This is a genomic window from Psychrobacillus sp. FSL K6-1464 (genome assembly GCF_038003145.1).
Lineage (GTDB): Bacteria > Bacillota > Bacilli > Bacillales_A > Planococcaceae > Psychrobacillus > Psychrobacillus psychrotolerans.
The window spans coordinates 1,877,855-1,895,037 of sequence record NZ_JBBOOP010000001.1 but is presented as its reverse complement, the minus strand read 5'-3'; the positions used below and the strand labels follow the sequence as shown (position 1 = coordinate 1,895,037).

The 17,183-nt window shown below is 35.5% G+C and carries 19 protein-coding genes and 1 other annotated feature; of the genes, 15 read left to right on the top strand and 4 right to left on the bottom strand.

What is annotated here, in order from left to right; genetic code table 11:
- Positions 1-88: 88 nt before the first annotated feature.
- On the top strand, positions 89-1,330 hold the full coding sequence (locus MKX39_RS09330; RefSeq protein ID WP_340769307.1) for a DNA polymerase IV: 1,242 nt from the start codon (positions 89-91) through the stop codon (positions 1,328-1,330).
- Here MKX39_RS09330 and MKX39_RS09325 read toward each other — a convergent pair.
- Positions 1,318-2,769, bottom strand: a complete 1,452-nt coding sequence (locus tag MKX39_RS09325) for a UDP-N-acetylmuramoyl-L-alanyl-D-glutamate--2,6-diaminopimelate ligase (protein ID WP_340769304.1) — start codon at positions 2,767-2,769, stop codon at positions 1,318-1,320. The two genes, MKX39_RS09330 and MKX39_RS09325, sit on opposite strands and share 13 nt — an antisense overlap.
- A gap of 247 nt (positions 2,770-3,016) precedes the next feature.
- Between MKX39_RS09325 and rnz the strand changes: the two genes are divergently transcribed.
- On the top strand, positions 3,017-3,958 hold the full coding sequence (rnz, locus tag MKX39_RS09320; RefSeq protein ID WP_340769302.1) for a ribonuclease Z: 942 nt from the start codon (positions 3,017-3,019) through the stop codon (positions 3,956-3,958).
- A gap of 22 nt (positions 3,959-3,980) precedes the next feature.
- On the opposite strand, the gene MKX39_RS09315 is transcribed toward rnz, so the two are convergent.
- Both MKX39_RS09315 and proC read right to left on the bottom strand, forming a co-directional pair.
- A complete protein-coding gene (locus MKX39_RS09315; protein ID WP_175496144.1) occupies positions 3,981-4,151 on the bottom strand; it encodes a hypothetical protein in 171 nt (56 codons plus the stop codon).
- Between the two features lie 27 nt (positions 4,152-4,178).
- The gene (gene proC, locus MKX39_RS09310; protein WP_340769301.1) at positions 4,179-4,994 is read right to left on the bottom strand and encodes a pyrroline-5-carboxylate reductase; all 816 of its coding nucleotides are present in this window, start codon (positions 4,992-4,994) and stop codon (positions 4,179-4,181) included.
- An 84-nt stretch (positions 4,995-5,078) separates the two neighbouring features.
- Positions 5,079-5,291: a binding site (T-box leader), on the bottom strand.
- A gap of 117 nt (positions 5,292-5,408) precedes the next feature.
- Here proC and MKX39_RS09305 point away from each other — a divergent pair.
- Both MKX39_RS09305 and MKX39_RS09300 read left to right on the top strand, forming a co-directional pair.
- Positions 5,409-6,353, top strand: a complete 945-nt coding sequence (locus MKX39_RS09305; RefSeq protein WP_175496145.1) for an MBL fold metallo-hydrolase — start codon at positions 5,409-5,411, stop codon at positions 6,351-6,353.
- On the top strand, positions 6,340-7,092 hold the full coding sequence (locus tag MKX39_RS09300; RefSeq protein WP_340769299.1) for an SDR family NAD(P)-dependent oxidoreductase: 753 nt from the start codon (positions 6,340-6,342) through the stop codon (positions 7,090-7,092). The genes MKX39_RS09305 and MKX39_RS09300 overlap by 14 nt, the downstream gene beginning before the upstream one ends.
- Before the next feature lie 111 nt (positions 7,093-7,203).
- Here MKX39_RS09300 and MKX39_RS09295 read toward each other — a convergent pair whose 3' ends face one another.
- Positions 7,204-7,371 (bottom strand): Spo0E family sporulation regulatory protein-aspartic acid phosphatase, encoded by a 168-nt coding sequence (locus tag MKX39_RS09295; RefSeq protein WP_093535637.1) that lies wholly within the window; start codon positions 7,369-7,371, stop codon positions 7,204-7,206.
- Between the two features lie 311 nt (positions 7,372-7,682).
- On the opposite strand from MKX39_RS09295, the gene MKX39_RS09290 reads away from it, so the two are divergent.
- The 11 genes from MKX39_RS09290 (at position 7,683) to argH (ending at position 17,155) form a co-directional block, all read left to right on the top strand.
- Positions 7,683-8,465 carry an aminoglycoside phosphotransferase family protein gene (locus MKX39_RS09290; protein WP_340769297.1) on the top strand — a complete coding sequence of 261 codons (783 nt, stop codon included), beginning with the start codon at positions 7,683-7,685 and terminating at the stop codon, positions 8,463-8,465.
- Positions 8,466-8,497: 32 nt separating this feature from the next.
- Positions 8,498-9,160, top strand: coding sequence for an HAD family hydrolase (locus MKX39_RS09285; RefSeq protein ID WP_340769296.1), 663 nt, complete (start codon positions 8,498-8,500; stop codon positions 9,158-9,160).
- 21 nt (positions 9,161-9,181) lie between these two features.
- Positions 9,182-9,478, top strand: coding sequence for an antibiotic biosynthesis monooxygenase family protein (locus MKX39_RS09280; protein WP_340769295.1), 297 nt, complete (start codon positions 9,182-9,184; stop codon positions 9,476-9,478).
- Between the two features lie 550 nt (positions 9,479-10,028).
- Positions 10,029-10,544: a sigma-70 family RNA polymerase sigma factor gene (locus MKX39_RS09275; protein ID WP_340769293.1), complete on the top strand. Its 516-nt coding sequence runs from the start codon at positions 10,029-10,031 to the stop codon at positions 10,542-10,544.
- Positions 10,519-11,370 (top strand): hypothetical protein, encoded by an 852-nt coding sequence (locus MKX39_RS09270; protein ID WP_340769291.1) that lies wholly within the window; start codon positions 10,519-10,521, stop codon positions 11,368-11,370. The genes MKX39_RS09275 and MKX39_RS09270 overlap by 26 nt, the downstream gene beginning before the upstream one ends.
- Positions 11,371-11,705: 335 nt before the next feature.
- The gene (locus MKX39_RS09265) at positions 11,706-12,047 is read left to right on the top strand and encodes a DNA-binding protein (protein WP_340769289.1); all 342 of its coding nucleotides are present in this window, start codon (positions 11,706-11,708) and stop codon (positions 12,045-12,047) included.
- A gap of 405 nt (positions 12,048-12,452) precedes the next feature.
- Positions 12,453-12,713, top strand: coding sequence for a hypothetical protein (locus MKX39_RS09260; RefSeq protein WP_340769287.1), 261 nt, complete (start codon positions 12,453-12,455; stop codon positions 12,711-12,713).
- A 718-nt stretch (positions 12,714-13,431) separates the two neighbouring features.
- Complete coding sequence (locus MKX39_RS09255) at positions 13,432-13,647, top strand: hypothetical protein (protein ID WP_340769285.1); 216 nt, start codon at positions 13,432-13,434, stop codon at positions 13,645-13,647.
- Positions 13,648-13,670: 23 nt separating this feature from the next.
- Positions 13,671-14,465, top strand: coding sequence for a polyphosphate kinase 2 family protein (locus tag MKX39_RS09250; RefSeq protein ID WP_340769284.1), 795 nt, complete (start codon positions 13,671-13,673; stop codon positions 14,463-14,465).
- Between the two features lie 111 nt (positions 14,466-14,576).
- Positions 14,577-15,785, top strand: coding sequence for an argininosuccinate synthase (locus MKX39_RS09245; RefSeq protein WP_093534083.1), 1,209 nt, complete (start codon positions 14,577-14,579; stop codon positions 15,783-15,785).
- Positions 15,782-17,155 carry an argininosuccinate lyase gene (gene argH, locus MKX39_RS09240; RefSeq protein ID WP_340769283.1) on the top strand — a complete coding sequence of 458 codons (1,374 nt, stop codon included), beginning with the start codon at positions 15,782-15,784 and terminating at the stop codon, positions 17,153-17,155. Before MKX39_RS09245 ends, argH begins: the two co-directional genes overlap by 4 nt.
- The last annotated feature ends 28 nt before the right edge of the window (positions 17,156-17,183 follow it).

Below are 17,183 nucleotides of genomic sequence, written 5' to 3'. Positions count from 1 at the left end.
GGTGTGTAGAGCAAATGAAGAATTTATTTAAAGTTCAGCAATGAAATTTATTCATTAATCCAAGAAAAAAGGAAGGAGGGGGGCTAACTTGTCCGGAAAACATAGAATTATCTTTCACCTAGATATGAATAGCTTTTATGCTTCTGTTGAGCAAGCACATGACCCCTCACTAAAAGGAAAGGCTATTGCTATAGCTGGTAATCCTAAAGAAAGACGTGGCATACTTGTTACATGCTCCTATGAGGCAAGGGCAAAAGGTGTATATACTACAATGTCCGTTTGGGAGGCAAAACGAAAATGTCCAGAACTAATTTTGTTACCTCCTAATTTTGAAATTTACCGAATCGCTTCAAAAGCCATGTTCGAGATATTAAGATCCTACACACACTTAGTAGAACCAGTATCAATCGATGAAGGGTATATGGATGTAACAGAATTGGATATGAACAATGATGCAATCGGCTTTGCCAAATCTATTCAGGATCGCATATTACGTGAACTGGATTTACCTAGTTCAATCGGAATTGCTCCTAACAAATTTCTTGCTAAAACTGCATCCAATATCAAAAAACCGATGGGTATAACTGTTTTACGAAAAAGACAGGTAAATGAAATCCTATGGCCCCTACCGGTAATAGATATGCATGGAATAGGGGAGAGTACTGCTAGAAAATTAGAATCGGTTGGTATTAAATCGATCGGAGATTTAGCAAATGCAAATCCTAATTTACTAAAAGAAAAACTCGGAAAAAATGGTGTTCGACTACTAAATCGTGCAAATGGTATTGATAACAGGGCAGTAGATCCTGAATCTATATATGATACGAAGAGTGTAGGGAATTCAACAACATTACCTTATGATGAATCGAATATAGAAGAACTGGAAAAGGTATTTGTACGATTATCGAAAAAAGTGGCTGCGAGGCTTGATGCCAAAAATCTAGCTGGACGTTCTATTACAATACATATACGGGATGCTAATTGGAAAAACAAAACGAAAAGTAAGACATTAACTAGTCGCTTATACAAGGAACAAGAAATATACCAATTGGCATTAGAACTATTCAATGCTTCTTGGAATGGAGATCCTATTCGTCTACTAGGAGTAACTGTAAATAATGTATACGATAAGGGAGAATCTGTAGAGCAGCTTTCTATTTTTAACTTTGAAGAACATGCTAAAGAAGAGCCTATTTTAAAACTTGTGGAGCAACTGCAAGGTAAGTTTGGGGAAGATAGTATTAAGCGTGGAATGAAAGTAAAAAAGAAGCCTTCACTAGAATCTAAAACAAGTTTCAGCAAAGACTTCTTAGATGATCATAATGATTGATAATGCTCATTTTGAATAGCCAATGAATCGTTCAAATAATGCAAGGTGTGAATGTCTGAAGCAGTAGGTAAGCTGAAGCTATTCTGATAATTTTCAATGCCTTTCCCGGTAATTACGATAAGGTCATTATTTTGAGCTTTTTCCCAAGCATACTGTATTGCTAAAGTTCGATCGGGAATAATAATACATCTATTCATCGGATCTAATGCGTTCAAGTCTCGAATCATCTGTTCTGAAGGTACTCCATTCAAATCATCAAAAGTTAAAATACATGTTTCACATTTCTCCAAAGAGACTTCTACCATACTTTTTCTTTTTTGTACGTCTCTATCTCCCCTAAACCCAAAAATATGTATAATTCTTTGGGGGTTATATAAACGAGCAGCTTCTAAGATATGAGAAAAGGCATTTGTTGTGTGGGCATAATCTACAATGCATGTTGCCCCAGCTGGATGTTCAAATAGCTCAAATCTACCTGGTACTCCACCAAAACTTTCTAACGCACGCTCAATATTTAACGGGTCTATATTCAGCAAGATTGCAGTTGAAAAAGCAAGCGAAGCATTTTCTAAGTTATGTTTACCTTTCATGCTACTCTTAAGCGAATATGACTGTATTGGAGCGTCAAGGGATATCAGTTCTTCATCATTCACCATGTATGTGGGATTTGTCCCATTTATTTTGATAACTTCTTTGTTTAAAGTGTTTACGAAAGCACAAAGACGTTCTCCCCAGGAAGTATTAGAATTAATAACAGCAATTCCGTTTGGTTTTAAATATTCAAATAGAGATTGCTTCGCTTCGAAATAGGATTCCATTGTTTTATGATAGTCTAAATGCTCATGTTCTAAATTCGTAAAAATACAAACATCAAATCGAAGACCCTCGACGCGAGATTGGACCAAACCGTGGGAGGAAACTTCCATAATGACAACTCGGTCATGACAAGTAGCTAACAGCTTGTTTAGGGTAACTGCATCCGTAGTTGTGTGGTAGGACTCCTGCTCAACTCCATTTATAATTGTCGAAACACTACCGAATAATGCACATGATATTCCTACTGATTCCAAAATATGTTTAAGCATAAAGGATGTAGTTGTTTTTCCATTTGTTCCAGTAATTCCAATCATAATTTTATGTTGAGTTGGATTACCATAAAAGATTTGAGCAACTAATCCGAGTGTTTTCCGTGCATTGGGCACTCGAATATAGGGAACTCCAATAGAGGTAAGATTTTCTTCGCCAATGACTACACATGCCCCATTTAAAATTGCATCTTCGATATACATATGTCCATCTGTCTGAGCTCCCGGTATCGCAACAAATATAAAATTTTTCTCTACTTCAGAAGAATTAAAAGCCAAGCCTTGTATTTCAACGGACTCGTCTTCTTGACTTATGTGAATGCCTAATGGCTTTATCAATGTCTCTAATTTCATAAGCTTTGGACGCCCCTTTTAGTTGTTTAGTTATTGTTTGCAGTTTTGCTTTTTACATACATGCAATTTAGAGGTAGACTAACTATATAAATTACTTAATGTCTAATATTAGTCGTAAGTAAATCTAATCATTTATAGTAGACAAGTAAAACTTAAAAATGGTCAATTTTAAGATGTTTTCACAACAAAATAAATATATAATCTATAATTTAGAATATGTCCAAAATAGTTAAGGAAGTGAGCAAATATGCAATTGTTATTTTTAGGAACTGGAGCAGGAATGCCGTCAAAACAGCGTAATACGACATCTACTGTTTTGAAACTACTAGAGGAGAGAGGTACTTTTTGGATGTTCGATTGTGGAGAAGCCACTCAGCACCAAATTTTGCATACGACACTAAAACCTCGTAAACTCGAAAAATTATTTATTACACATTTACATGGAGATCATATATATGGGCTTCCTGGTTTGCTTGGATCTCGTTCTTTTTTGGGTGGGGACGAGCCACTTACAATCTATGGACCTACAGGGTTAAAGAATTGGATTGATGTAACGCTTGCTGTATCTAAAACGCATGTAAAGTATCCGCTTACCATAATTGAAATAGAAGAGGGTACTGTTTTCGAAGACGAGCAATTTATTGTAGAAGCTAAACTACTCGAACATGTAATGCCTTGCTATGGGTATTCTGTTAAACAAAAAGCGCTTGCTCCAGAGCTTTATATAGAGAAAACAGATGCTTTGGGAGTTCCAAGAGGTCCATTATTAAGACAATTAAAAGAGGGAAATGATGTAGTACTTTCCAATGGGACTATAGTCAAAAGTGAGGAAGTAACAGGAGAAGTAAGAGAAGGTTTTAAAGTCACAATATTAGGAGACACAAAGTATTGTGAAAACTCGATACAGTTAAGTGAGAAAGCAGACATTGTCGTTCATGAAGGAACTTTCGACATTGAAACCGCTGAGCTTGCAAGGCTTTATGGTCATTCCACGATAGTTGATGCTGCAGAGGTTTGTCAGAATGCGGACGCTAAAAATTTAGTCGTAAATCATATTAGTGCAAGATTCCTGTCCTCTGACTTAAGCAATATGCTTACTCAAGTGAAACATTATCCTTTTCCAATCTATATTGCTGAAGACCTTGCTGAATATAGTTTCGTAAATGGTTTATTAACTAAATGCAAATAAAAAAAGAGAATCCGAATGTGAATTATTCACTAGGATCTCTTTTTTTCTCTATTATAACTAAACTTACTGTAGCGATAGGTCCAATTATTAAGGACAAGATGAACCAGTTTAGTCCACTTCTATTTTTACCTTGGGCAATACCTGCATTGATAAAAGCTAAAGTACCCCAACCAACAAAATATGAATTATCCATGTTATCGACATCCTTTATACCTGTATATTACGTTTCGAATATTTTCCCAATCTCTCGAGATCTGTTTTCTGCAGCATGGATACAAGCAAATATAGCTTCACTCACTTTGTGCTCCATTAGCTGTTCCAGACCAGCTTCTGTCGTTCCACCTGGACTTGTCACTCTTCTGCGTAGTTCACTTGGTTCTACATCACCTATTTTGAGCATTTGTGCAGCACCTTCCATTGTTTGTATAAATAATTGACGAGCATCGCCTGAATCTAAGCCATGCTGAACAGCAGCAGACTCAAACTGTTCCGCAAAGTAATAGAAGTAAGCAGGACCACTACCAGAAAGTGCAGTGACAACATGTAAATCGTCCTCTTCTACGACTTTTACCGAACCAATAGACTCTAACAAATCGATTATTAGTAATTTAGATTCATCCGTTATAAGCTCGTTCCAGCATAAAGCAGATGCACTCATTCCAACTGCTGCTGAAGTATTAGGCATAACTCGTGCAACTGGTCTATTACCTAAAGCATTTATAATGGTTTGAATATTAATCCCAGCAATAACTGAAATAATCGTTGCATCTTTGTTGAGATATGGCGCCAGACTAGTTAATGCCTCCTGGGCATCTTTTGGTTTCATCGCTAAAAAAACAATATTAGCTTTAGTTAACGCTTCTTTCTGTTCACATAAGATCTGTACATTGTACGTCTGTTTTAAATAGTTAAGTTGGTTTACATCTGATTTATTCGTGACGTGAATGGATGTCGGTGAAATTTTATTACTTTTTGTTAAACCATTTATAATGGCTTCTGCCATTGCCCCCGCACCAACAAATACAATCTTCGTCATATAATTTCCTCCCTTTTGTAGAACCTGTTTTCCTTTGAATGTTACGCAATAGGCAAAATAAAAAAGCGCTCTCGTCCCATATATAATAAGGACGAAAACACTTGTTTTCCGCGGTACCACCTAAATTTGCTGTAAAATACTCAGCACAACTTAATCCTTCGTATCGAGAAGGTACGACCATGTTTACATAGTAGCTCCGAAGTAGGTTCTATATACGAGCGGGAGGTGAAATTTTCAGCAAACATTTCACTCTCTTAACTCCATCATATATGTACTAATCTTCATCTTAGCTTTTATATTCTGAATTAATGAAATTATATGCATCTTCTCTTACAAAGTCAACCATATTTTCGTGACGACTTGTACAAATAAAGGTACAATGTAATGAATGACTATTCATTAAGGAGAATTCTGATGATACATAAAATAATAATTCCTACACCTTTTGCGGTAGGGGATGTAAACGCATATTTAGTTAAAGGGGATGTTTTAACCCTAATTGACGCTGGACCAAAAACAGAAGAAGCATTAATAGCATTAACACATGGGATTAAAGAGGCAGGCTATGAACTGGCCGATATTGAACAGGTTGTTTTAACACATCATCACCCGGATCATGCGGGATGGACAGATGCTTTTGAAAAAGCAACTATTTTAGGTCATGAATACAACCAAGTATGGATGACGAGAGATGAAGAATTTTTACAATATCATGATCATTTTTATCTACAATGCTTAAAAGAAGAAGGAGTTCCAGAGGAATATTTTAAATGGGTCGAGAAGATGAGGAGGCCATTAAATCTCTTAGGAAGCCGTTCAATTGATACATATTTGTATGAGGGAGATATTTTGCCCGGACATCCAGATATTGAAGTGCTGGAAACGTTAGGCCATGCTCAGAGTCATTTAGCATTTTGGTCTGAACGTACAAAAGTGCTTATAGGTGGAGATCTTATTCTCGAGAAAATTTCGTCTAATCCTTTAATTGAGCCACCATTAAATGCAAATGATGAGCGTCCAAAATCGATGTTACAATATAATGCCTCGCTGAAAAAAATTCAACAGCTACCAATCGAAAAGGTATATAGCGGTCATGGTAACGAAGTATATAATATTCAGGAGCTTGTAGCATATAGACTCGAAAAACAAAAAGAACGAGCACTTAAAGTACTAGATATGATGAGTGCTGGTGAAAAAACCATTTTTGAATTGACGAAACAACTTTTTCCTAAGGTATATGAAAAAGAACTGGGTTTAACGCTTTCCGAGACGATTGGACAAATAGATTATTTAATCGAGGAAAAACTTATAACTGTTAACCGAAACGATAAAGGAATTTTGCTATATGAACAAAGCTAAAAAAATCTTAATAACTGGTGCTACAAGTGGAGTTGGACTAATGCTAGCTAATAATCTACACGAAGCTGGACATGAAGTATGGGCTACTGGAAGAAATTCCAGCGTGTTAAAAAATCTAGCTGAAAATGGAATTCATACAATTGAAGCGGACTTAACGGTTGACCAATCATTTGACTCGCTCTTTCAAGATGTGGGGACCCCCGACACCATAATTCACTGTGCTGGTATTGGTACTTTTTCATATTTATTGGATATGGATGAACGAGAAATGGAAAAAATGTTGCAGGTAAATGTATTGGCTCCTATGAAGTTAACAAAATACTTTGCAGAAAAGATGAAACTTCGAGGGAGTGGACACTTTATATTTGTTGCATCTCAAGCAGGTAAAGTAGCAACTCCTAAAGCATCTGTGTATGCGGCATCTAAACATGCTATAATCGGATTTGCAAATGCTATCCGCATGGAACTGAAGGAATTTGGTGTGGTAGTTACGACTATTAATCCTGGACCTATAGATACGCCCTTTCTCGATTTAGCAGATAAAACGGGTAATTATAGAAATAGCATGAGAAAACACCTTTTAACTCCGGACAAGGTAGTATCTTCTATTGAACGAGTAATTGAAAAACCTGTAAGAGAGGTGGATCTTCCCTCTTACATGAGTTTCACCAGTAAACTGTACGCTTTAGCACCGTCCATTGTCGAAACAGTAGGGAAAAAATATTTCACCAAAAAATAACAAAAAAAAACCGATTTCCCACTTAAAAAGGAGAAATCGGTTTTTCATTTCGTGCTGCGGTGTGTTTCATCGCATCAAAAATAACTAAGTTAGGTACCTAAATAATACAATTCAAGAAACTTTACGTTGGTATCTATTTAGTAGTTCATCAAGTTCTTGACTGCAAGTAACAACAATAGGATGAGTAAATCCAAGACTCTTTGCCTTTCTATACATATCCTGTTTCTTTTGTTCAATTCGTAGCAATAATAATTTTTGTTGCAAATGACTGTTCACAATAATTCTTCCTCCGTAATGTATATTTAGCTTCATTTCATGAGTGTATATCTAGTAGGTAATGTAGCAACCTGCTTATTGTATAATATAGAATTTGCAAATATTGTCGGAACACGGAATGTAACATACATTTCACAATAATGTCACAATTTATATAACTTTTAACATGATTATTGTCGCAATTCAACTTTTTGGGTAGACATTTTAAGTTGTATGTACAACTAATTATTACATAATATTTGTATATAAAAGGATTATGTGGTGCGGATGAAGAATATCCATATAAAAGAAACAGTTTAAAAGAGGTGCAAAAATTGAAAGAGTATATACATAAAGCATTGCCCAAGCAATTTGAGACAATCATCGGCAAAATTCAAAATGTTTCTTATCCAGCAAGGCAGGGAGCAACTTCTGAAGTAGTTTTTCTTCATACCGATCAAGGGAAATATGTTTGTAAACGCTCCTCTTTACCACAGTATAAGACATGGTTATTAGAGGAAGCGAAAGTTATGAAAGAACTGAATACTAATACTTCCCTACCTATACCAACTTTTTACGATTATATGGAAGATGAAGGTAATAGTTACCTGCTCATGAGTATGGAAGAAGGGGTTCCTTTAAGAGAGGCATTGTTAGCTGTTAAAACAAATGAGGAACAAGTGATACTCATTCAAAGCTTTGGTGAAAAGTTAAAAAAATTGCATGAAACTTCACTACCACCTGAATGGGATCATCAGATAAGTTGGTTAGATATACAACTGAAAAAGGCTGCATACAATTTACAACACTATGAGGTGGATGGAAACCCGCGATTATTAGATAGTCTCCTAGAACACAAACCTAGAGCTATACCTCAAACGCTTATTCATGGAGATTGTACAATAGATAATGTTTTAGTCGCAGACAATTCTGTCGAAACTTTTATAGATTTGTCCGGAGTAGCTTATGGCGACCCAAGATATGATGTGGCACTTGCCATTCGCTCCTTTATATATGATAAGTCATTGTTAAATGCATTCTATAAAGGTTATACATTATTGAGATTATCAAAAGAAGAATTTGATTATTTTGATGGGGGACTTTACGAGTTTTTTTAAAAAATATAAATGATTGAATAGGAGTATTGGGAATGATTAAAGCAGTTATATTTGATTTTGATGGGTTACTAGTGGATACGGAAACTATATGGTATGAAGCATTCAGAGAGGTTTTTTATGAGAGCTATCAAGTAGACTTAGATTTAGCAGGATATTCCGAATGTATAGGCACTGGAAATGATGTTTTATACAGTTACTTTCGAAAAATTGCAGGTGATGCAGTTGAATGTGAATTGTTAGAAGAGCTTGCAGCAGCAAGATACACAAGCATGATGAGAGCTCCAGTGCTCAGAGAAGGTGTAAAAGAATATTTAGAGGAGGCCAAACAAAATAACTTGAAGATAGCATTAGCTTCAAGCTCATCAAAGCAGTGGGTTCAAAGCTACTTGGAACAACTTAACATAATAGATTACTTTGAAGTGATCAATACTAAAGATGATGTAAAAAATATTAAACCGGATCCAGAATTATACATCAAAACACTTAGAGATTTAGATTTAACTTCAAAGGAAACAGTTGTATTTGAAGATTCCTTAAATGGATTAAGTGCGGCTAAGCAAGCAGGAATTCGTTGTATCATTGTTCCAAATGCAGTTACGAAAAATTTGAAATTTGAGGACTTTGATGAGCGAATAGAATCGATGTCACAAATTTCTTTAAGTAGTTTATTAAAGAAAATAGAAAGCATTACATGAGATTAAAAAAGGTGGGATCACATGATATTAGAAGCTGTAATGATTCACGTTAAACCAGGACAAGAAGAAAACTATGAGGATGACTTTCGCAAAGCATCTCAAATTATATCTACTATGCAGGGTTATATAAATCATGAATTACAGCGTTGTATGGAGGTGAAAGGGAAATATCTGTTGCTAGTAAGGTGGGAAACCTTAGAAAGTCATACTGTAGACTTTAGAGGATCAACCGAATATCAAGTGTGGCGAAAATTACTTCATCCTTACTATGAACCATTTCCTATAGTCGAACACTTTGAGCGCGTACAAATACCTTAAATATTTTACTTCAATAAGAATAGTGAATAGTGAATAGTGAATAGTGAGAAAGGGATTGCAGTTGCGATCCCTTTATTTTTAGGCTCTGTTAAAGAAAGAGGTTGATAATCGTTAATGACTGCGAAGAAGAGGTTTCCCTATATAAATTTTTATTGGATATTTATGTTAAAACTAAAGGCTTGTGAAAGTGTTCACTTAAACTAACGAGGAAGTTTTGTTCAATTGGAAAAATCAGTAAAAGAGCAAAAAAATTAAATATCTAATAATAATATTTCTATGAGAATTTCAAATAATTACTTGTCAGAAGGATTGATAAAATAACGTTATTCTCCAATAGATAATTTAAAAATGACATGAGCTGTTTATTGAATCACAGGTAGAATTGCAGATTTCGAATCAAACTACATATATTACGATACATCTTCCACATTTAGTAATACTCACATATCGCCACATCTCCGATGTATACCCCATTTGATCTATTCACTCATTTTTGAAACAGAAATTCCTCTTGCTCCGTCTAACATTTAATAATAAAAGGAGTTGCCATATGACCCGACTCGAAAAATTTATATATGATCATGGTGATGAGTTGTTGAGACTTGCTTATACATATGTGAAAAATAAGCAAGCTGCGGAAGACATTGTCCAAGATGTGTTACTAAAAGCATTTGAAAAGCAATCGTTGTTCCGTGAAGAGGCCACGTATCGTACATATTTGTATCGAATGACGATCAATCGCAGTTACGACTATTTGCGAAGTTGGCATTATAAAAATACGACTATGGGCGAAAAAATTCAGCATTTATTTGGCCGATCGCCAGAGCAAGATATCGTGACGAAATCAGAAAATCGTTACCTCGCACAAGCCGTTCTTTCATTACCGGTGAAATATCGTGAAGTCATTGTACTTACGTATTACTTAGACTATTCGTCAGAGGAAATTGGTATGCTACTAAATTGTTCATCGGCTACGGTGCGTACAAGGCTTGCCCGTGGGCGAAAAAAACTTAAATTGGTGCTTAAGGAGGACGGCTTTGATGGAACGATTGAAAACGGGTATTGACGAAGTGATTGGCGAAGAGTCCTGGATGACGAAGGACCTTGCACAAAAAATGGCTAAACCGAGAAAAAAGTGGACGCCTACTCCGATATTTGCAATGGTAGGCATCGTTTCAATCGTTGCATTGCTTCTTGCAATTACATTATGGTCAAACCAATCAGAGATTTTAAGTGCTACCACAAAAAATGCACTTGGGGACCATGGTGAACTTTTTAACACGTATTTCGAGGCAATTGATGCACTGGATTCAGAAAAGCTACATTTAGTAGCATCCCCGGCATATGGAGGTACTGTAGATGAGTTATCTGAAAAGTATGAAAATATGGATTTTTCGACAGCAGAATTTCTACTGGAGCTTGACGGCATCATTTGGATGAAATTTATGGTGATGAATAAAGAAGGAGAAAAATGGAACGAAGTTGTTACGTATTACCAAATTGTTGATGGCAAAATATATGAATCAGTTTATGATCAACCCTTTTATATATACGAGCGTTTTGATATTGAAGTAGCGCAGGCGCAAGCAATTTTTGGTTTCGGTGGATATAGTCATAATAACAATCAGTTTGTGGCAATAGATGATGGAGAATTGCTTGTTAGTGGCTCTCGTTCACGTAATAAAGTAGAGTCAGCCGTCGAGTTATACCTAAAAGAGATTGGCAAGGAAAATGTGTTTAAACATTTCCAACAACCTCGACTTATCTACAAAGATAATGGAAAAGTTTTATGGTTATCGGCAGATGGATTTGACATCGTCTTTACGAGAAAAGGCGAGCGTATTTTAGTGGATAACCAAGGCGCCGAATATTATCAACAAGGAAGATACTAACAAAACATGTCGCTCAGTCTTCGTGTTCTTAATAATTTTCAAGCACACGAAGACTGTTAACACCTATTAAATTGTAATATTGTGAAGTGTTTCACTTTAACTAGCGGGTGCTTTACTTCAGGAAGGAGTAAAGCTGTTTTCTGATTGAAGTAACGTACGTAGGTTAGTTCAATAAAAAGGTTTTTTTGCGCTTGTGTTGAATAAGTTAATATCTGTAATTATTCAACACAAGGGGTGCTTTACTTCAAGTTTTCAGGTGGTACTTTTTTATAACTAATGTGGTAGGTTTGTGTAAATAGAATTCAGAATGTTCAAGGAAGTATGAGGGGATATAAGTGAAAAATAATTTAATATCAATTTCTATTTTTAGTTTAGCAATATCTATTGTAATAGGCAGTTGGTTAGTAGCTAATGCCAACAAAAATGTCTATCCAAGTCAAACTGTTCAGGAAGAAAATGATGTTAAAGAAGAGGTAAAGAAATTACTAACACAAGAAGAATTAGCATCGTATTTAGGTTTAAGTGTTGAGGAAAGTAAAAAATTAGGTCCTGTTGGGGGACCACCTACTAGCACGAGTGTACTTCCCTATATAAAAATTGTTGATAAAGTTTATTATTCAAAAGATGCTATTGATAAGTGGTTAGTAGAATATGGCACTGCACATCTGAACAATTAAACTTACGGGCGCTTTACTTCAAGTAGGAGTAAAGCTTTTTTTGAACTAACGCGACAGTTTAGTTGAATAAGGAAAGGTTATTTAAGTTCTATTGTCAAAACGTTTATTTGTATAATGGTCGTAGAGATTCTCCAGTAGCGGATATAGCTTATCGACAATATCGATATATTGAAGGATTAAGAGGTGATCCATGGGTCCGAATTACCATGACAGTAAGATAAAATAAGGAAAGGGGAAAATGTAATCAAGAAGAAAAGCTTAATCGCATTTATCATTTATTTCATAGTGACATGTATCTGCCTGTTCTACTTTTTTTATGATACGAAAGAATTTGAACATATTAATTCCCTTTCCTACTTTTTACCAACAATACTAACATTATTTTTAGTAACGTGTGGCTATATTTTGTTTTTAGCTTTTGGTGAAAAAAAAGATAAAGAGATACTCTTTAAAATGATCATTTGGTTCATCATTGGAATCGGGAGTACCACTTTGTTATATGAATTTGTCAAACCGAGTTATACTTATGCAGAAGCAAAAGCAATAGTAGAGCAAAGATACGAGGAAGTAGATGTTATAGACAGTCATTCTACAACTTCTACTCAAGTAGAAACTGGTAAAGAAATCTACCGTATGACTGCAATGAAAGATTCAAAAAAAATCTAGTTAGTTTTTAATCCCTACACAAAGGAAATAATATTTCTCAAATAAAATTACCTAGAATTTTATCGTAGAATAAAGTTCCTATTTTGTATACGCTGAAATTAAAAGACAAATAAAAAATACCGATTTATTATTAAGTGAATTGAACCCCGAATAGGGCTCTTCATTACAATGGATTGATTATACGGTGACGAATAATAAAAGCTTTTGGGCTGTTTAAGATTCATAGCATTGTTTTGTTTATTTTGCTATGTGACCAATCAGACCAAGGGCTTTTTCATCTTGTTCAACTACGGGTGCTTTACTTGAAGAGTATCGAGCTACTTAGGTGGCTCATTTTTCTTATTGAACTAAAGCGGCAGGTTAGTAGAAGAATCGTCTTTAACTCTTATTCAATAATCGCGAGTCAGAGAATAGTAATTGGATAAATATTGAAACAAATAAGGAATTCAATTCGTATATTAGTTACTAAATATTCTAGAGTGGTGTTTGAAGGGCTTGGCTTTAATCACTATTATCGTCTATCCGATAATTTTCATTAAATTTTTGTTTATAGTTACAGCTTATAAAAAAATTAAACCCTTTATACAACAATCGGACGTTATTGTTGAAGAAGTGCCGCTTTTCTTCTTCAACTACGGGCGCTTTACCTTTAAGAAGGAAATACTTATGTGGAATCTATTCATGCTGACTTTCATTTATAGACCGAGGGGGAATATTTTTGAAAAACACAAAGTTAAGAATCGCATGGATTATTCCTAATGTATTTTGTTATTTGATGCTATTAGTATTATCGATTTGGACAGTGGCTAACAGCGAAGGGTTAGAAGAAATCAATAGATTATCACTTTATGTTATATTTATGCTTTTACTTTTCTTAGTATCAGTTTACGGAAGTTTCCGAATTTGGACATGGATAAAAGAAGGTAAAATATAAAAAGTAAATAAGGAGGGATATTATTGCCAAAATCATTAAGTAATTTAGAAGCGACACAATTTGAGCATTCTAAAAAGGACTACAAAAAGAAACTAAAGAAGCTACAATATCATTTACTAAGTTTACAGAAGACACTTCTCGAGAAAAAGATTGGTCTCATACTTGTTTTTGAAGGAATGGATGCTGCTGGGAAAGGGGGAGCTATTAAGCGTTTAACACAGTGTCTTGATCCTAGAGGATACATCGTTCATCCTATTTCCGCCCCCCAACCACATGAACTCCGTTATCACTATTTGCAACGATTTTGGAGAAAACTTCCACAGTATGGACAAATAGGGATTTTCGATCGCTCCTGGTATGGGAGAGTATTAGTTGAACGAGTAGAAGAACTGGCAACTAAAGAAGAATGGAAACGTGCTTATAAAGAAATAAATCACTTTGAAGAAACCTTAACGGATGATAACTACATTATTATTAAGCATTGGATACATGTCTCTGAGGAAGAGCAATTGAAACGTTTTACAGAACGCAAGACCGATCCTTATAAAATCTGGAAGCTAACAGACGAGGACTGGCGTAATCGGGAAAAATCTGACCAGTATATAGAAGCAGCTGAAGATATATTTGATAAGTCGAATCGTACAGATGCACCTTGGTTTATAGTCCATGGTGATGACAAATTATATGCTCGCTTAACCGTACTACATAATATTATTCGAGAGATAGAGAACCAGTTTGCTATAAGAGGGATTGAATATACGCTCATTTCTGAACTAGAAAAACAAAAAAAGGAAGAATCGATAAATATACAAAAATAAGAATAATTACTTATATTTATTAATTATTAGTTGTATTCATACAAATTCCATGTTACATTATGTATATTAATACTAAAACAATGTATATAAATGCAATGGAGGAATATAAAAATGAACAAAAAAGTGGTTTTAGCATATTCAGGCGGGTTAGATACATCAGTCGCAATTACATGGTTAAAAGATGAAGGATACGACGTTATAGCGGTTTGTTTGGATGTTGGCGAAGGGAAAGACCTGACATTCGTGAAAAATAAAGCATTAGAAGTTGGGGCTATTGAGAGTTATATGATCGATGCAAAAGAAGAATTTGCTAATGAATATGCATTAATTTCATTACAAGCACATACATGGTATGAAAACAAATATCCATTAGTTTCCGCTTTATCACGTCCACTGATTTCTAAAAAATTAGTAGAAATTGCAGAACAAACAGGAGCAACAGCAGTGGCACATGGTTGCACAGGTAAAGGAAACGACCAAGTGCGTTTCGAGGTTTCTATTAAAGCATTGAATCCAGATTTAGAAGTAATTGCGCCCGTACGTGAGTGGAGCTGGAGCCGTGAAGAAGAAATTGCATACGCAAAAGAAAAGAATATTCCAATTCCTATTAACCTAGACAGCCCATTTTCTATCGATCAAAACCTATGGGGTCGCGCAAACGAATGTGGCATTTTGGAAGATCCGTGGGCTGCTCCACCAGAAGAGGCCTATGATTTAACTGTCTCTCTAGAAAATGCACCGGATACTGCGGATGTCATTGAAATTGAATTTTTACAAGGAGTTCCTACTTCCATAGATGGAAAAGCATATCCATTACACGAACTCATCTTAAAACTAAATGACATAGCTGGAAAACATGGTGTCGGTCGTATCGATCATGTAGAAAACCGTTTAGTTGGTATAAAGTCACGTGAAGTATACGAAATTCCTGGCGCACATACCTTACTTCTAGCGCATAAAGAATTAGAAGATATTACTCTAGTAAAAGAATTAGCTCATTTTAAACCAGTAATGGAGAAAAAGTTGACGGAACTTATTTATGAAGGACTTTGGTTCTCACCACTTAGAACTGCTTTAGAGGCATTCTTAAAAGAAACGCAACAATATGTAAACGGAACAGTGCGCGTTAAATTATTTAAAGGGCATGCAATTGTAGAAGGACGTAAATCTCCAAATTCTCTATACAATGAGAAGTTAGCGACATATACAAAAGATGATGAGTTTAATCATGCATCAGCTGTAGGATTTATCGAGCTATGGGGACTACCAACAAAAGTTCACGCTATGGTGAACAAGGGAGCAGAGAAGGTGAAGGCATGACTAAACTATGGGGCGGCAGATTTCAAAAATCTGCCGAACAATGGGTCGATGAATTTGGAGCATCAATCGGATTCGATCAGACATTAGTGAATGAAGATTTAGATGGCAGTATTGCACACGTTCAAATGTTAGGAGACTGCAATATACTACCATGTGATGATGTCCAAAGTATTTTAGGAGGTCTCGTCCAACTCAAAAAACTGGCAGTTGAAAACAAATTAGAGTTTTCTATTGCCAATGAAGATATTCACTTGAATTTAGAAAAAATGCTAATCGATTTAATCGGGCCAGTAGGCGGAAAGCTGCATACTGGGCGTAGCCGTAATGATCAAGTGGCAACAGATATGCATTTATTCTTGAAGAATAGAGTAATTGAAATAATTGAGTTAATCGAGACTTTCCAACAAACACTTGTTACACAAGCAGAAACACATGTAGAAACACTTGCACCAGGATATACGCATTTACAGCGTGCGCAACCAATTTCATTTGCTCACCATTTGATGGCTTATTTTTGGATGCTAGAACGCGATAAGGATCGTTTCAAAGATTCTGTGAAGCGCATCGATATTTCACCACTTGGAGCAGGTGCACTTGCTGGGACGACTTTTCCAATTGATCGTAAGGTAGCTGCTGAATATCTTGGTTTTGCAAATGTTTATGAAAATAGTATGGATGCTGTGAGTGACCGTGATTTTATCCTAGAATTTCTAAGTAATTCTTCTATGTTAATGGCTCATTTGTCTCGTTTTGCGGAAGAAATTATATTATGGTCAAGTGCTGAATTCAATTTTATCGAATTAGATGATTCTTTTTCAACTGGCTCTAGTATTATGCCTCAAAAGAAAAATCCAGATATGGCCGAGTTAATCCGTGGGAAAACTGGTAGAGTTTACGGCAATCTTATGGGGTTATTAACTGTCATTAAGGGTCTTCCACTTGCATACAACAAAGATATGCAAGAAGACAAAGAGGGCATGTTCGATACTGTACATACAATCGTTGGTTCATTGAAAATTTTTGAAGGCATGGTACGTACAATGGTAGTTCACACAGAACGACTGCATGATACTGTTCACAAGGATTTCTCCAATGCAACGGAACTAGCGGATTATTTAGCTGCAAAAGGACTTCCATTCCGCGAAGCACATGAAATAACTGGAAAAATAGTTTTCCTATGTATTCAACGTGGATACTTCTTACTCGATTTACCACTAGAAGATCTTCAGCAGGCAAGTAGCTTGATAGAGTCAGATATTTATGATGTACTATCACCACTAGCAGCTGTTAGAAGAAGAAATTCTTTAGGCGGTACTGGTTTCGAGCAAGTGAAAGTACAAATTGAAGAGGCAAAGAAACGCCTAGCATAACAAAAACAAAACCTGTAGACACTCTAAA

What these genes read in the sequence shown, in the direction of transcription:
- proC (WP_340769301.1), bottom strand. Translation starts at nt 4,994, where the DNA reads ATGACGAAGATTGTATTTGTTGGTGCGGGGGCAATGGCAGAAGCCATT.
- MKX39_RS09275 (WP_340769293.1), top strand. Translation starts at nt 10,029, where the DNA reads ATGACCCGACTCGAAAAATTTATATATGATCATGGTGATGAGTTGTTG.
- MKX39_RS09300 (WP_340769299.1), top strand. Translation starts at nt 6,340, where the DNA reads ATGAACAAAGCTAAAAAAATCTTAATAACTGGTGCTACAAGTGGAGTT.
- MKX39_RS09280 (WP_340769295.1), top strand. Translation starts at nt 9,182, where the DNA reads ATGATATTAGAAGCTGTAATGATTCACGTTAAACCAGGACAAGAAGAA.
- MKX39_RS09315 (WP_175496144.1), bottom strand. Translation starts at nt 4,151, where the DNA reads ATGGATAATTCATATTTTGTTGGTTGGGGTACTTTAGCTTTTATCAAT.
- MKX39_RS09325 (WP_340769304.1), bottom strand. Translation starts at nt 2,769, where the DNA reads ATGAAATTAGAGACATTGATAAAGCCATTAGGCATTCACATAAGTCAA.
- rnz (WP_340769302.1), top strand. Translation starts at nt 3,017, where the DNA reads ATGCAATTGTTATTTTTAGGAACTGGAGCAGGAATGCCGTCAAAACAG.
- MKX39_RS09270 (WP_340769291.1), top strand. Translation starts at nt 10,519, where the DNA reads ATGGAACGATTGAAAACGGGTATTGACGAAGTGATTGGCGAAGAGTCC.
- argH (WP_340769283.1), top strand. Translation starts at nt 15,782, where the DNA reads ATGACTAAACTATGGGGCGGCAGATTTCAAAAATCTGCCGAACAATGG.
- MKX39_RS09245 (WP_093534083.1), top strand. Translation starts at nt 14,577, where the DNA reads ATGAACAAAAAAGTGGTTTTAGCATATTCAGGCGGGTTAGATACATCA.
- MKX39_RS09305 (WP_175496145.1), top strand. Translation starts at nt 5,409, where the DNA reads ATGATACATAAAATAATAATTCCTACACCTTTTGCGGTAGGGGATGTA.
- MKX39_RS09285 (WP_340769296.1), top strand. Translation starts at nt 8,498, where the DNA reads ATGATTAAAGCAGTTATATTTGATTTTGATGGGTTACTAGTGGATACG.